Genomic DNA, 15,710 nt, shown 5'->3' on the forward strand with positions numbered 1-15,710 from the left:
TCTAGCAACCCCGGCAGATGCTCTTGATCTTGCGATCGAGCTCTTTGTCCTGAGCGGATTCCGTGTAGCCGCTTTCCGTACCGGCCGGTACGTCGCTGGCCTTTGGCTGGCGATGGCCAACGGGAGCTTCAGGGATCCTCCCTGCTTTAGACGACGACGATGAACTGGACGAACTTCCCGCCCCCGTGGTCATGCCGGGAGTGGTGTTCTGGGCGAGAGCAACTGAGGCGCCGAAGACCGAGAAAGCGATCATAATTGGAATGGATTTTCGCATGTCACATCTCCAGAGAATGCGATTCCTTGACTGACGTCTCACACTCTACCGAGAACCAGCCGAACTTTCTATCGTTCCGCAGTTGCGTCTGCCCTGCGCTGCACAATCCTGTATCTTTCGCAAATCCGCCATCGAGCTGAGCAGCCAGATACCAGCAGCCGCGAGGGCGATAAAAAAGCCGAACATGACTGCGTTTTCCAAAGCACGGTTGCCTTCGTCCTCCGGCGGCTCGGGATTGGTCATCATCGCGACCTAAGATGACGGTGGATAAAGATGCACATCGCCGCAGTAGTCCGTGACCCTGTAGCTATCGTGCTCGCCCGAGAGATATTGCGGCCCAATGGGCGCCTTGCCATAGCCACCCGGAATATCGAGGACGTAATCTGGCTGACACAGACCTGACACACGGCCACGCAACGCACGCATCAGCGCCTGCCCCTCCTCCAACGTTGTCCGAAGGTGGGCGGTGCCTGGCGCGAGATCGCCATGATGCAGGTAATAGGGCTTGATCCGGCATTCCACAAAGCCGCGCATCAAAGCTTCGAGCGTTGCAGCATCGTCGTTCACGCCCCGTAACAGCACGGACTGACTGACCATCGGAATGCCGGCGCCAATCATACGCGCGCAGGCAGCCCTCGCCGCAGCCGTCAGTTCGCGCGGATGGTTGGCGTGGAGCGCGACCCACGTGGTGGCTTTATCGGTCTTTAGTGACGCAACAAGATCGTCCGTGATCCTGTCAGGATCCGCGACCGGCACGCGTGTGTGAAGGCGAATGATCTTCACGTGATCAATCGCCGCCAGATCCGTCATGATCTCGTTGAGGCGCCGCGCCGACAGCATCAGCGGGTCGCCCCCCGTCAGGATGACCTCCCAGATCTCCGGATGTGTGCGGATATAATTCAGCGCACTCGCATAGGCTTCATTTGAAAGCGCGCTCTCCTTGCCCGGCCCTACCATTTCGCGGCGAAAGCAAAACCGGCAATAGACCGCACAAACATGCACCACCTTGAACAGCACACGATCGGGATAACGGTGCACGATGCCGCTCACCGGCGAATGGGCATGATCCCCGATCGGGTCGGCGTTCTCCTGGCCCTGGATCACGAGTTCATCGGCGGAAGGCACATATTGGCGTGCGATCGGATCGTGCGGATCGTTTGGGTCGATCAAAGCCGCGACATCCGGTGTAATCGCCACCGCGTAACGCGCGGCGACTTTTTCCAGTTCGGGCAACGTCTCGGCTGGTGCCAGACCATGTGCGATAAGCTCAGCCGGAGAGCGAAGGGTGTTGGAGGCTCGCATGGTCATGCGTTGTCCTGCTGCGGTGTCCACACCACCTGATCGACACGCGTGGCTCCGCTTGTCAGCATCACGAGACGATCGAAGCCGAGAGCGACCCCGGATGCCGGCGGCATATGCGCGACAGCCGCAAGAAAGTCTTCATCGAGCGGATAGCGTTCGTCGTAGCGGCGCTCCTTCTCGTCCATGGCTTCGTTGAAGCGCGCGCGCTGCTCCACGGCATCGGTCAACTCACCGAAGCCATTCGCAAGCTCCACGCCACAGGCATAGAGTTCGAAACGCTCGGCCACGCGCCGGTCAGACGGCTTAGTGCGTGCGAGCGCCGCTTCCGGTGCGGGATATTCATAGAGAACTGTCAAACGGCCCTGCCCTAAATTCGGCTCGACATGCTCAACCAGAACCTTGCTGAAGATATCGGACCACGTATCGTCGGGAGAGACGCGCACGCGGTCCTTCGCGGCGGCGGCCAACAGATCACGATCCGGTTGTCCGTTCGGAATCGTCCCCAGCAGATCGATCGATGCAAAGCGTGTGAACGCGTCAGCGACCGTCAACATCTCCGGTTCAAGAAACGGGTCGGCCGTCCGGCCTCGGAATGAAAACATCTCGATCCCGGTTGACCGCGCGGCATGCGCGACGATCGTAATGCAATCCGCGATCACCGCATCGTAGGTGTCCTTGGCGCGGTACCATTCGAGCATCGTGAATTCGGTTAGATGAAGCGGTCCGCGTTCTCGATCCCGAAACACGCGGGCGAACTCCACAATCTTTGTCTCACCGGCGGCCAATAGCTTTTTGCAGGCGAACTCTGGCGACGTGCGGAGATATCGCCGCGCCCTCTCACCCGAGGCAGAGGTCAGATCGGTCCACGGCGCATGCAGGTGGGTCTCGTTGCCGGGGGATGTCTGCAGAATCCCCGTCTCGACCTCGACGAATCCCTGCCCTTCAAACCACGCCCGGACAGCCCGGGTTACGGCCCCGCGCGCCTGTAAAAACGGCTTTCGGTCCACATGGCGGTCTGGTAACCACCACGGTGACGGCATTTGCCCCTCATTCATGGGTGAATGGCCCGTTTTTGCCGCAAAAAGCTGGCTTCTGCGTTGCAAATCGCTATGTTGCGGCCCGAAACCGCCGTGGCGGGCCCCGATATCCCGGACCAGCACCGGGTCCCATTCTGAACGTTAGGAAACGTATCCGTGAAAGTCATCGCTAGTTCGATTCGCAAGGGCAACATCATTGAGCAGGATGGAAAGCTATATGTTGTCCTGTCCTCGGAGAACATCCATCCCGGCAAGGGAACTCCGGTCAGCCAGATTGAAATGCGCCGGATCAGCGATGGCGTAAAGATCTCCGAACGTTACAAGACCACCGACCAGGTGGAACGGGCGTTCGTTGAGGACCGTGATTTCAACTATCTCTATGAAGATGGCGATGGTTTCCATTTCATGAACAACGAAAACTACGACCAGCTCCTGGTCTCCAAGGATGTCGTCGGCTCGCAGGCGCCTTACCTGCAGGAAAACATGACCGTCAAGCTGTCGATCTATGAGAACACAGCGGTCGCGATCATCCTGCCGCAGCGCACGACCCTTGAAGTTGTCGAAACGGAGCCTGTCACCAAGGGACAGACCGCCTCCTCCTCGTACAAGCCTGCGATGCTGTCGAACGGCGTGCGCTCGATGGTCCCTCCGCACATTGGCGTCGGCACCCGCATCGTCGTCATGACCGAAGACGGATCCTACGTCGAACGCGCCAAGGACTAACCCGCGCTACCGTGACGCTGGCGGCTGAAATGAAACAACAAAAGACAGCATCGACGATTCGTCGGTGCTGTCTTTTTTTCATGGCCTTTATGTTCCTGCTCTCAGTTCTCTGCACGGCGAAGGCAGATGAGTTCAGAACTCCCGCGATGTCCTTCGCCCGTCCAGACTGGCAGGCGGCCGCTCGTCAGCTTCAGAATGAAATCGGCGTAGAATCACGGGCTGCAGACCATTTCAGCTTCGCGGCTGCGCGACAGGCACGCCTGTTCCGGCCACAGCGCTTTACCGCAATAGCGCAGCTCAATGCCATCACCTCACCGCTCTTTCCTGGTGTTGGCCTCAGCTCAGTTCCGGTGCTGTTGCCGTTCGACAGCGCGCAATATCTGACCGACAGAGACAACGGCGCGCCCAATCTCTTCCTGTCGCGCTATCAGGCGGGCTTTCGTCCCGTGCGGATGTTCGACGTTGGACCCGCCGGCTACGACGCGGTGTTTGCACTGGATCAAGGCGTCGGCGACGACATGCCGCCGCGCATTTTCGTCAAGCCGGTCGAAGTTCAGATTACCGGCTCGCTGCTGACTTACGACATCAACGATCCTCTTTTGGGAAAAGGCGAACCGGTTAAATCGCTCGCCTCGCAATTTCCGGATCTCCGCAGGCTCGTTCGAGAAGGCTACCTCCGCTACGCGTTCACGCGTTTTGGCGTCCCTTACGTCGTGTCGATTGGATGCCACGATGGCGGTGCCCGCAGCCGGCGCTTGTCATGCCGGGAAGCTTCAGCGGTTGCGGAACGCTTTCTGAAAGCTCTGCGTGTCGTGGGAGGAAGCCCGCGCCGCCCGCGTTTCGATATTCCGTCTGACGTGGCCGAGCGCCCAATCGAGTTCTCTCCCGACTTCACCTATCACCCGCCGGGCGAGATCATCGCCAACAGCGGTTATCGCGGGCAAAGCGGCCGGGCTGATTTTACTGTCTATTCGCAGATCCGTTTCCCGCTGGAGAAAGCACCAGCCTTCGCGAACTCTCAGTCATTCATGAATTGGGGTGATTGCTACCAGACCGGACGTGTGGCGTGGTCCGCCAGAAAGGGAGACCAGTACCACTGTAAACGTAACGACAAGCCGCTGATATTCGACGAGTCGGCCAAAGAGAATTACAGCTATCCTTGGCAGGATAATTTCTGCGAAACGCGCGACTTCGAAGTCGGCCAATGTGCCAATGGCATGGGACATCAGGGACAGGACATCCGGCCCTCGTCCTGCCTGTTGCGCAACGATGGCGCGGATCGCTGCATGCCCGACATCTTCCCGCTTGTTGCAGTTCGCGATGGCGTCCTGATCCGCGCTCCGGGCGAGCAGGCCGTCTACCTGCTGGTCAACGACGACAACGAACATATCCGCTTCCGTTACGTTCACATGAACCCGGCGCGCATGGATGAAGACGGTGTGCTGCACGGACGGCGCGTCAGCGAAGGCGAAAAGATCGGCCTCATCTCGAACTTTCAAGACCGCGTCGGCGGTACAACATCTCATCTTCATTTTGATGTGCAGGTGTTCACCCGTGATGGGTGGATCTGGGTCAATCCCTACACCACGCTAATCTCGGCCTATGAGCGGCTGATTGGCGGCCGTGGACGGGAATATATCCCGCCACCACCGGCAGCACCGGTGACAGCCCACGCAACGCTCCCGGATGAAAAGCCCTCCACGCGAGCCCCCAGCGAGCCGGAGGCGGTTCCCGCGGCGGAATGACCTTTGCTCCGACCGGGGCGGAAACGCTAGACTGGCGGTATGGTCTTCAAAGATTCTCCCAACGCAGAATCCCCGACGCGCCGCGCGTTGCTACGCTCGGCACTCGGCGCTAGCGCGATCATCGCAACACCGCTTGGTGCGCTTGCCGCTCCACACGGCTTTTACCAATGGCGAGAAGCCTTTCGCGCCAAAGCACTGGCCCGCGGCGTTTCCGAAGGCACCTACATCCGCGTCATGAGCCGCATCGAACCGGACATGAGCGTGTTTGCGAAGATGCGCAAGCAGCCGGAATTCAACGAAGAACTCTGGCAGTACATCAACCGCCGTGTTTCCGATTGGCGGATCACCGCAGGCAAGGCGGCGCTGCAAAAGTACGGCTCACTCTTCGCACGCATCGAGAAAGATTTCGGCGTCGAACGCGGCACGCTGCTGGCGCTTTGGGGCGTTGAGACCGCCTATGGCGATCCGCTGGTGCAGCAGAACCACATGCGCCCGGTGTTTCCCTCCCTCGCCGCGCTCGCCTGGAATGAGCCGCGTCGGCGCGCCTATTGGGAAACCGAGCTCATCAACGCGCTCCGCATCGTCGATAAAGGCTGGAGCACGCCTGACGAAATGCGCGGGTCATGGGCCGGTGCCATGGGCCATACCCAGTGGATGCCGGAAGTCTGGCTCAACGTCGGTTTCGATTACGACCACGATGGCCGCGTGTCGCCATTCGGCAAACCCGACGATGCACTGGGCTCGACCGCACGCTTTCTGGTCAATCGCGGTAAATATCGCAGCGGCGAACACTGGGGCTATGAGGTGCGCGGCGCGACATCCGCGAGAGGCGGCTCGCAAAGCTACGCGCACTGGGCGGCCGCAGGTGTCACACGCGCCGACGGCAAGCCGTTTCCGCGACCGAATGACAAGGCGCAGATGTGGATCCCCGTGCAAGGCGGCCCGTCATTCCTGCTGGGACCGAATTTCTACGCGGTGAAGAGCTACAATCCGTCGATGAACTATGCGCTCGCCATCGTGCACCTCGGCGATCGCATTCTTGGCGGCGGCCCGTTCATCCAGCCCTTCCCCGGCTCCGAGCGGGCTCTCACGCTCGCTGAAGTGCAGGAAGTCCAGACGCGACTGACCAAGGCCGGCTTCGATACCGGTGGGACCGACGGCCGCGTCGGCAACGATACGATGCAGGCGGTGCGGGATTTCCAAAGCAAAGCGGGTCTCTCACCTGCGGACGGCTACGCCGGCTTGAAGGTTCTCGCGCGCCTGCGACAAGGCGGCTAGCGGATCATCGCGGGTCCTGGATCCGGTACTGCCACATCTGTCACGCGCAACTGCACGCGCTCCGCGCCCTGCCACCGATCAACCGCGAGCGATCCGGCCACATGCAGCGGCTGTCCACGATTCTCAATCAAAGCGTTGCCGAGTTTCTGGCCCACCGCGCGAAACGCAATGCCGTTCACCATCGCGCCATCACCTGACTTCAGGCGCACGCGCAAATGGGCCTGCCCGACCTCGTCGACGAAAGCGAGCTGATGCGACGGCAACGCGATGATCGGCTCAGGATTGCCGCTGCCGAAAGGTCCCGCCCGATTCAGCGTTCCAACAAAGTCCGTCGTCACCGCGCGCGCGCTGACCGCACCATCGATAAACAGCTCATTGACATGGCGAGCCTCAGCCACCGCGTCCGCCAGCTTCGTCTCAATGAAAGCACGAAATTCTGCGAGACGCTCTTTCCTCAAGGTGATGCCAGCGGCCATGGCGTGGCCGCCCCCCTTCAAGAGGATGCCTTCCTGCACAGCTTCGCGGACGGCTTTCCCGAGGTCGACTCCTGAGATTGAGCGCCCCGATCCTGTCCCAAGCCCGCCGGGCTCAATGGCAATTGCGAAGGCTGGCCGCGAAAACTTCTCCTTGAGACGCGAAGCCACAAGGCCGACCACACCCGGATGCCATCCCTCGGATGCTGTCACGATCACAGCGCCCTTGTCGTCCAGCCCCAGCGAGGCGAGTGCTTCGGCTTCAGCCTGCGCTTCCGCCATCTGTTCAATGACGCGCCGCTCAGTATTCAGCCGATCGAGTTCGGCCGCGATCCGTGCCGCCTCCGAGATATCGCCTTCGAGCAGCAGACGCACGCCGAGATCGGCCTGCCCGATACGACCACCGGCATTGATGCGAGGACCAAGCATGAACCCCAGATGCCAGGCTTCCGGTGGCCCGCTGAGACGGGCCACATCCATCAGTGCGGTGTGCCCGACGTGGTCACGGCGGCGAAGCGCAATCAATCCCTTGGCCACGAAGGCCCGATTGAGACCTGTCAGAATAGCAACGTCCGCGACCGTGCCGAGTGCAACGTGATGGAGCGCATCAAGCAGGTTCGGCTCAGGACGTTCGCCGGTCCAGAAGCGGCGCGCGCGCAATTCGCGGTTCACCGCAACCAGTGTTACGAACACGAGCCCTACCGCGGCCAGGTGTCCGAGACCGGACAGATCGTCCGGACGGTTCGGATTCACCAGTGCATCGACCACGGGAAGATCGTCCCCGCATTGATGATGGTCGATCACGACGACAGTCATCCCGAGGCGCTTCGCTTCCGCCAGCGGCTCGATGCTCGTCGTGCCGCAGTCGACCGTCACAAGCAGTTTCGTACCCTTGGCCGCGAGATTGCGGATGGCCTCCACATTGGGGCCGTAGCCCTCAAAAATGCGGTCTGGAATATGAATCAGCGGATCAAGCCCGCAATGGCGCAGATGCCATGCCAGCAGTGCTGCTGATGTCGCGCCATCCACATCATAGTCACCGAAGATCGCAACCTTCTCGCCCCGCGTTGCAGCATCCGCGATCCGGATCGCCGCGGCTTCCATCTGCGTGACGGTGTAAGGATCCGGCATCAACTTGCGGATGGTCGGATCAAGAAAATCCTCAACCGCATCGATATCGATGCCGCGGCCCGCAATGACGCGCGCAAGCATCTCCGGCACCTGATAGCGCTGTACGATGGCCAGCGCCCGCGCGGCACCGCGCGGATCGAGCCGGTCACGCCATAGGCGTCCGGTTACGGATTTCGTCACGCCGAGAAAGGCCGGCGGGGCTTCAACAGGAATTGCGGATGCAGGGAGCGTCATGATGCTTTCTGCAAAATAGGAAAGATGCGCAAACGTTCAATGATTCGCGGAATCGAACCGTCAGCAGCCGAGCTTATCGGCCAGATCGTTCAAATCCTTCACAACGAAATCCCATTCGGCCTCGGGGCCAAAGTCGCGGTTCTGCAAAGGTCCGTACTCGGTCGGCCGGGGCACGAAGGCTGTCTTGAGACCAACCGCCTGCGCCGCCGCCAGATCGTTGTTGTGCGCAGCCACCAGCATCACCTGCTCCGGCTTCAGGCTCAGGATCTTCGCCGCACCGAGGTACGTCTCCGGATCCGGCTTGTAGTGTTTGAAGATTTCCGCGCTCAGGACTAAATCCCAAGGCAATCCGGCGTGCTTGGCCATGTTGGTGAGCAGCGCGACATTGCCATTCGACAGCGGGCTAATGATGAAATTTGTCTTCAGCCGCGTCAGGCCGCTGACGCTGTCCGGCCATGGCTCAAGGGCGTGCCAGCCGCGGGTCAGATAATCGAAGTCGGCCGATGTCAGACCGGTGATGCCGAGTTTAGCCGCCAGTGGCTCGACGGACATCCGCTGCAGATCATCGAGGATCACAAAGCCGCGGTCGGGATGCTTCCGGACGTCATCCATCGAAGGCATGTAGGCGCCACGCCAGGCATCGACCAATCCGATCCAGTCGCCGTCAATTCCCTTCGCCTTGCCCCACTTGGTGAAATTGTCGATCAAGCTTGTACGCCAATCGACGACTGTGCCGAAGACATCGAACAACAGCGCTTTCACATCAGCGGGCATTGGCTGTCCTCAAAAGATCTTACGATACTGCATAAAGCCTGATCGGTCGGCGACCTCGTCGTATAGGATTTGCGCGCGCGCGTTCTCGAACTGTGTCAGCCAATGCACCCGGCTCGCGCCGGCAGCTTTGGCCTTCTCATACACAGCCTCGATCAGCTTGCGCCCGACGCCGTGGCCGCGCGCATCGGCATTCACGAACAGATCCTGCAGATAGCAGTAGTTACCGACCGTCCACGTGGAGCGATGGAAAAGGTAGTGAACGATACCGGTGAGCTTGCCGTCGACGTAGGCGCCGAGCAGGTACATCGGCTCGGCTTCGTCGTGGAAACGCTTCCACGTGACATCTGTCGTCGTGGCCGGAATTGTCGCTTTGTAGAATGTCAGGTAGCCCGCCCAGAGTGGCTCCCACGCGGCGCGCTCATCCTCGCGCACCGGGCGAATGACGACTTGGTCAGTCATCCTCTGCCCCGGCTCAATCGAGATGGAATTTGTCGAACTGGCGATGCTCGCCCTTGATGATACGGACAGTGCCGGTCACCGAACGCATCACAACCGTTTCGGTCTCGATGACGTTTTTGCGAAATTTCACACCCGACAACAACGAACCATCGGTCACGCCGGTTGCAGCAAAAAGGCAATCGCCCCGGGCCATGTCTTCGATGCCGTAGACCATCTTCGGATCGGTGATACCCATCTTTGCGGCGCGCTCGCGCTTCTCGTCGTTGTCGAGAATGAGCCGGCACTGCATCTGGCCACCGATGCAGCGCAACGCTGCAGCCGCCAGCACGCCTTCCGGCGCACCGCCCGTGCCGATGTAGATGTCGACGCCGGTGTTGTCCGGATCAGCGGTATGGATCACGCCAGCAACGTCGCCATCGGTGATGAGGCGCACGGCAGCACCAGTGCTGCGGATGGCGTTGATGATCTCCGCGTGGCGCGGGCGATCGAGAACGAGTGCGGTGATTGCCGAGGGATGTACATCCTTGGCACGCGCAAGACGGCGGATGTTTTCGGCAGGCGGCGCGTCAAGATCGACCACGTGCTTCGGATAGCCGGGACCTACCGCGATCTTTTCCATGTAGACGTCCGGTGCGTGCAGCAACGTGCCGCCTTCGGCCATCGCCATGGTCGCGATCGCGCCCGGCATGTTCTTCGCGCAGAGCGTCGTACCCTCGAGCGGATCGACTGCGATGTCGACTCTCGGACCGGCCTGGATGCCGACTTTTTCTCCGATGAAAAGCATCGGCGCTTCGTCGCGCTCGCCTTCACCGATCACCACCGTGCCTTCGATTGGGATCTTGTTGAGTTCGCGCCGCATGGCATCAACGGCGGCTTGGTCGGCAGCCTTCTCGTTGCCGTGGCCGCGCAGCCGTGCCGCCGAGACCGCCGCCCGTTCCGTCACGCGGACGATTTCCAGCGTGAGAATGCGTTCCAGCAATAGCTGCGGCGGAACGGAAATAGTCGTCGACATCGGCACACTCCTCAACGTCATGATAGGCCCGGCTGGGCTGAGCCTATCAGTTCTTTTCAATACGTATCACCTGCGGCCGACCGGTTATCACCCGATCTTGCTGCACGGCATGCAAAGCGCGGTGAACCGCATCCTCACTTGTCGCATAAGTGATGAGAATAACCGGCACAGGCGTCGCCTTGCGGCGGGCATCTAGCAGGTCGACTGCGCCATCAGGATGACGCTGAACGATGGATTCAATGGAAATTTTCTGTTCGGCAAGGCGGGTTGCGATTGTTGCCGCTGTTCCGGGCAGATCACGCGCCATCAGGCGGATGTAATAGCCGCCTTCGTGGCGTTTCATCGGGGCTTTGGTGGTCGTCTTGAGCTTGTCGACTGGACGCCCGAACGGCACGGCGCGAATGCCCCGCGCGACATCGGCGATATCGGCCAGCACGGCGGACGCCGTTGCCGCGCCTCCAGCTCCCGGACCAACCAGGGTGATCGGCGGAATACCTTCGCCATCGATCGTGACTGCGTTGGTGACATCCATCACCTGGGCAATCGAGGAAGACTTCGGCACCATTGTGGGGTGCACACGCTGTTCGATCCCGGTCTCAGTGCGCACCGCGACACCGAGCAGCTTCACGCGATAGCCAAGCTCCTCGGCCGCCTTCAAATCCTCAGGGGCGATCGACGAAATGCCTTCGACGTAGACCGCGCTCTGATTGACCTTCGTTCCGAATGCAAGGCTCGCAAGAATTGCAAGCTTCTGGGCAGTATCGTGCCCATCCACATCGAATGACGGATTGGCTTCGGCATAACCCAACCTCTGCGCATCCTTGAGACACTCAGCGAAGGACAGACCCTCCCTCTCCATGCGCGTCAGGATGTAATTGCAGGTGCCGTTGAGAATGCCGTACACGCGATGGACGTCGGTGCCAGCCAAACCTTCGCGCAGCGTTTTGATTACCGGAATTGCCGCACCAACAGCGGCTTCGTAGTTCAGAGCCGCGCCATGCTTTTCCGCCAGAGTAGCCAGCTTTGAACCATGTTTGGCAATAAGTGCCTTGTTGGCAGTCACAACCGACTTGCCGTTCTTGAGAGCGGCCTCGATCGCCGACAAGGCAGGCTCGCCCGCTCCGCCCATCAACTCGACAAAGCAATCGACGTTCGGATCATTCGCCAGCGCAAGCGGGGTTTTGGCCCACGCGATGCCGCGAAGATCGACCCCGCGCTTTTTCGCCTTCGATCGAGCCGTGACGGCAACGACGCGAATGCTGCGGCCGCAGCGCGCCGTGAGAGCCTTGCTTTGAGCTTCGATGAGACGAACGACCTCGGCACCCACGGTGCCGAGCCCCGCAATACCCACTTTAAGTGGTGCGACCATAACGATGAAACCTGCCGGAAATTTTACCGCCGAGTGGCGAGAGGAACCACGTTGTGCAACGATTCAACGCCGGTTTCAAGGAAACGGCGGATATTGCGGGCTGCCTGGCGAATTCGCTGCTCGTTTTCCACCATCGCGATCCGGACATAGCCCTCGCCGTGCTCGCCAAAAGCCACGCCGGGCGACACCACAACGCCGGATTTCTCGACCATCAGAGTCGCGAACTGCATGCTGCCGACGTCGCGGAATTTCTCAGGCAAGGGAGCCCAAGCAAACATTGATGCTGCCGGAGGCGGAATGTCCCAACCCGCACGGCCGAACGATTCCACCAGCGTATCGCGGCGCTTACGGTAGATGTCTCGCATCTCCTGGATGCAGTCCTGCGGGCCGTTGAGCGCCGCCGTCGCGGCGACCTGAACCGGCGTGAACGCGCCGTAATCGAGGTAGGATTTGACGCGCGTCAGAGCCGCGATGATCCGTTCATTGCCGACCGCAAAGCCCATGCGCCAGCCGGCCATGGAAAACGTCTTCGACATCGACGTGAACTCGACCGTCACATCGATTGCGCCCGGCACCTGCAGCACCGAGGGCGGCGGATTGCCGTCAAAATATAATTCCGCGTAAGCGAGGTCGGAGAGAATGAAAATCTCGTGCTTCTTCGCAAACGCAACAAGGTCGCGGTAGAAATCCAGCGACGCCACGTAAGACGTCGGATTGGACGGATAGCAGGCAATCATCGCGATCGGCTTTGGAATCGAATGGATGATCGCCCGTTCAAGCGCCTGGAAAAGCTCTGGGGTCGGCTCCGCGGGAACCGAACGGACGACACCGCCGGCCATCAGGAAGCCGAAAGCGTGGATCGGGTAACTGGGGTTGGGCACCAACACCACATCGCCGGGAGCGGTAATGGCCTGGGCGACGTTGGCGAACCCTTCCTTGGAGCCAAGCGTGGCGACCACCTGGGTTTCAGGGTTCAGCTTCACACCAAACCGGCGTTCGTAATAGGCAGCCTGGGCCCGTCGCAGTCCGGGTATCCCCTTGGACGCGGAATAGCGATCCGTGCGGGGTTTTCCTAGAGTTTCTTTAAGCTTTTCAAGAACGTGCGGCGGCGTTGGAAGATCCGGATTTCCCATGCCCATATCAATGATGTCGGCTCCGGCGTTCCGCGCGGCGGCCTTGGCTCGATTGACTTGTTCGAACACATAAGGCGGCAAGCGGCGGATACGGTAGAACTCTTCCATTGGTCTGGGCTCCGGGAGCCGGCAAATTCACCGGCAAGAACAATAAGATCGCTTACGCGCCTCATCTTGAAGTGGAATTCCACACTTCCAGATAGAGGCGCGACATTTGAGTATACTACGCTGATTCATATGCGTTTTGCGGTTGAATCGTGGTCTTTTTAGCACGAACCGGAGCCGCTACCACCAAAGGGGCTCAGTTATTCCCGCGCTGTGAAGACTGGGCACCAGACGCCTGCCGATCACGGGCAGCGATCAGGTCCTTTTCCAGCTTGGCCTGCTGGTCCGGGGTGAGAACTTGTTCATCCCGCGGTGCCGGGAGGTCATGGACCGGCAGATATCCAGGCGGCGTCGCAGGCCGAGCTGGCGTGCTGGCAGGCACCCCGACGAGAGGCATGTCAGCCAAAGGGATGGAGCATCCGCCCAGCGCGACGCCGAGCAAAATCACTCCGGCCGAAGTTAACAGCCGCGTACGCAACACGCTGCGGCCTGGCAAAGGTATACTCACGTCCCCTCACATAGTCGTGGTTCGATGCCCCGCTCAAAAGTTGGCGATACCGTAACCGGCATCCAATGTGGGGCGAAGGCGTTAATTCTCAAACAACCCGGACCGACTAGAAACAACCCTTGAGGCCCTAATGTGACGAATAGATTAACGAGCATGACGCGCCGCAGCACATGCATTTCACCGCAACCCGCTGGATTGTGTCATGATAACAGCGATGAAGCGGTCATATGAACGCTGTCTTGAAATGAAAGTTTATAGCGCCTGACATGAGTGACGTCGCAACGCGCCCTACGACCGGAAATTCTGGTGCGGCGAACGGTTTCAATCCTGAAACCTTCTCGGCCAATTTATCACGAGCGCTGGACTCGGCCGGACAGGCTTTGGCGGCGTATCTGAAACCGCGCACCGTGGTGGATGGGCAGGATCAGCCCTCCAATGACCTCGCCGAGGTGGTGAAGACCTTCACGTCCGTGGCGGAATATTGGCTCGCCGACCAAAAGCGTTCAGCCGAACTGCAGATGAAGCTCGGCGGTGCGTTCCTAGAGCTTTTGGGAAATTCCGCGCGCCGGCTTGCAGGCGAAGTCGCGAAGCCCACGGTCGAACCCTCTCCGCGCGACAAGCGCTTTCAGGATCCTGAGTGGAAAACAAACCAGTTTTTCGACTTCGTGATGCAGGCCTATCTCATCACCACAAAGTGGGCGAACGATCTGGTCCAGAACGCCGAGGGACTTGATCCGCACACCCGAAAGAAGGCGGAGTTCTATGTCCAGCAGTTCACGAATGCGCTGGCACCATCGAATTTCGTTCTGACAAATCCCGAGGTGTTGCGACAGACGATTTCCAGCAACGCTGAAAACCTCGTCCGCGGCATGAAGATGCTTGCGGAAGACATTGAGGCTGGTGGTGGTACGCTCAAGATACGCCAGTCTGCCGCCAATCTCGAAGTTGGCCGCGACCTCGCGCTGACACCCGGAAAGGTGATCTACCAGAATGAGATTATGCAGCTCATTCAGTACACTCCGACCACGGAAACCGTGCTGCGCACACCGCTGCTGATCGTGCCGCCGTGGATCAACAAGTTTTACATCCTCGATCTCAATCTCCAGAAATCCTACATCAAATGGTGCGTAGACCAGGGCATCACAGTGTTTGTGATCTCGTGGGTCAATCCCGACAAAAACCTCGGCGGCAAGACATTCGACGATTACATGCACGAAGGCCCGTTGACGGCGATGGACGTCATCGAAAAAGCCACGGGCGAAATGCGTGTGCATACGATGGGCTATTGCGTCGGCGGCACATTGCTCGCATCAACACTTGCGTGGCTGGCGGAAAAACGCCGCGTACGCGCGACTTCGGCAACATTCCTCGCAGCTCAGGTCGACTTCACCCACGCAGGCGACCTACTGGTGTTTGTCGATGAGAGCCAGATTTCGAATCTTGAGCGCGGGATGCAACAGACCGGCGTTCTGGAAGGCAGCAAGATGGCGATGGCCTTCAACATGCTGCGCTCCAATGACCTGATCTGGTCCTACGTTGTCAGCAATTATCTCAAGGGCAAAGAACCGGCGGCCTTCGACTTACTCCACTGGAATTCGGACGCAACACGAATGCCGGCGGCCAACCACTCGTACTATCTGCGCAATTGCTATCTTGAGAACCGGCTGTCGACCGGCACAATGGTGCTCGACAACACCCAGCTCGATCTCTCGAAGGTGAAGATCCCCGTGTACAATCTCGCGACGCGCGAGGACCACATCGCGCCCGCGGAATCGGTTCTCTACGGGTCGCAGTTCTTCGGCGGTCCTGTACGGTATGTCCTTGCCGGATCCGGCCATATTGCCGGCGTGGTCAACCCGCCCGACCTTGGCAAGTATCAGTATTGGACCAACGAACGCATCCACGATGTATCCCTCGCCGACTGGCTGAAGGGTGCGGAGGAGCACAAGGGCTCATGGTGGCCGGATTGGCGCGCCTGGCTCGACAGCATCGATCCTGAGCAAGTCGCCGCCCGCATTCCGGGATCAGCCCCTATGGAAGCAATCGAGGATGCACCGGGCAGTTATGTCCGGGTTCGCGCCTGAGAACGCCGGTCATCGCCCCGGACGACCCGGCAATTCAACGAATCCAGCCACACCGCTTGGGTGCCCCGC

The 15,710-nt window shown here is 59.9% G+C and carries 14 protein-coding genes; 4 read left to right on the plus strand and 10 right to left on the minus strand.

What is annotated here, in order from left to right:
* Position 1: 1 nt before the first annotated feature.
* The 3 genes from ACZ5C3_RS16470 to epmA all read right to left on the minus strand — a co-directional run bounded on the left by ACZ5C3_RS16470 (position 2) and on the right by epmA (position 2,631).
* On the minus strand, positions 2–274 hold the full coding sequence (locus ACZ5C3_RS16470) for a hypothetical protein (protein WP_464031330.1): 273 nt from the start codon (positions 272–274) through the stop codon (positions 2–4).
* A gap of 252 nt (positions 275–526) precedes the next feature.
* Positions 527–1,582 (minus strand): lysine-2,3-aminomutase-like protein, encoded by a 1,056-nt coding sequence (locus tag ACZ5C3_RS16475; RefSeq protein WP_464031333.1) that lies wholly within the window; start codon positions 1,580–1,582, stop codon positions 527–529.
* On the minus strand, positions 1,579–2,631 hold the full coding sequence (gene epmA, locus ACZ5C3_RS16480) for an EF-P lysine aminoacylase EpmA (RefSeq protein ID WP_464031335.1): 1,053 nt from the start codon (positions 2,629–2,631) through the stop codon (positions 1,579–1,581). The genes ACZ5C3_RS16475 and epmA overlap by 4 nt, the downstream gene beginning before the upstream one ends.
* Before the next feature lie 138 nt (positions 2,632–2,769).
* Here epmA and efp point away from each other — a divergent pair, with 138 nt between their 5' ends.
* From efp to ACZ5C3_RS16495, 3 genes are all read left to right on the plus strand, one after another.
* A complete protein-coding gene (gene efp / locus ACZ5C3_RS16485; protein ID WP_464031337.1) occupies positions 2,770–3,336 on the plus strand; it encodes an elongation factor P in 567 nt (188 codons plus the stop codon).
* 80 nt (positions 3,337–3,416) lie between these two features.
* A complete protein-coding gene (locus ACZ5C3_RS16490; RefSeq protein ID WP_464031338.1) occupies positions 3,417–5,081 on the plus strand; it encodes a M23 family metallopeptidase in 1,665 nt (554 codons plus the stop codon).
* Positions 5,082–5,120: 39 nt separating this feature from the next.
* A complete protein-coding gene (locus ACZ5C3_RS16495) occupies positions 5,121–6,359 on the plus strand; it encodes a lytic murein transglycosylase (protein WP_464044161.1) in 1,239 nt (412 codons plus the stop codon).
* On the opposite strand, the gene recJ is transcribed toward ACZ5C3_RS16495, so the two are convergent.
* The 7 genes from recJ to ACZ5C3_RS16530 all read right to left on the minus strand — a co-directional run bounded on the left by recJ (position 6,356) and on the right by ACZ5C3_RS16530 (position 13,557).
* Positions 6,356–8,197, minus strand: a complete 1,842-nt coding sequence (recJ, locus tag ACZ5C3_RS16500) for a single-stranded-DNA-specific exonuclease RecJ (RefSeq protein ID WP_464044162.1) — start codon at positions 8,195–8,197, stop codon at positions 6,356–6,358. The genes ACZ5C3_RS16495 and recJ overlap by 4 nt on opposite strands.
* Before the next feature lie 60 nt (positions 8,198–8,257).
* Complete coding sequence (locus ACZ5C3_RS16505) at positions 8,258–8,971, minus strand: haloacid dehalogenase type II (protein ID WP_464031342.1); 714 nt, start codon at positions 8,969–8,971, stop codon at positions 8,258–8,260.
* Between the two features lie 9 nt (positions 8,972–8,980).
* A complete protein-coding gene (locus ACZ5C3_RS16510; protein WP_464031343.1) occupies positions 8,981–9,430 on the minus strand; it encodes an N-acetyltransferase family protein in 450 nt (149 codons plus the stop codon).
* A gap of 13 nt (positions 9,431–9,443) precedes the next feature.
* On the minus strand, positions 9,444–10,442 hold the full coding sequence (glpX, locus tag ACZ5C3_RS16515) for a class II fructose-bisphosphatase (protein WP_464031345.1): 999 nt from the start codon (positions 10,440–10,442) through the stop codon (positions 9,444–9,446).
* 46 nt (positions 10,443–10,488) lie between these two features.
* Positions 10,489–11,811, minus strand: a complete 1,323-nt coding sequence (locus tag ACZ5C3_RS16520; RefSeq protein ID WP_464031347.1) for a homoserine dehydrogenase — start codon at positions 11,809–11,811, stop codon at positions 10,489–10,491.
* A 23-nt stretch (positions 11,812–11,834) separates the two neighbouring features.
* Positions 11,835–13,052 (minus strand): LL-diaminopimelate aminotransferase, encoded by a 1,218-nt coding sequence (locus ACZ5C3_RS16525; protein WP_464031348.1) that lies wholly within the window; start codon positions 13,050–13,052, stop codon positions 11,835–11,837.
* A 193-nt stretch (positions 13,053–13,245) separates the two neighbouring features.
* On the minus strand, positions 13,246–13,557 hold the full coding sequence (locus tag ACZ5C3_RS16530) for a hypothetical protein (RefSeq protein ID WP_464031350.1): 312 nt from the start codon (positions 13,555–13,557) through the stop codon (positions 13,246–13,248).
* Positions 13,558–13,823: 266 nt separating this feature from the next.
* Between ACZ5C3_RS16530 and ACZ5C3_RS16535 the strand changes: the two genes are divergently transcribed.
* The gene (locus ACZ5C3_RS16535; RefSeq protein ID WP_464031352.1) at positions 13,824–15,641 is read left to right on the plus strand and encodes a PHA/PHB synthase family protein; all 1,818 of its coding nucleotides are present in this window, start codon (positions 13,824–13,826) and stop codon (positions 15,639–15,641) included.
* The last annotated feature ends 69 nt before the right edge of the window (positions 15,642–15,710 follow it).

This window comes from Afipia dichlorophenoxyacetatis (assembly GCF_055386385.1).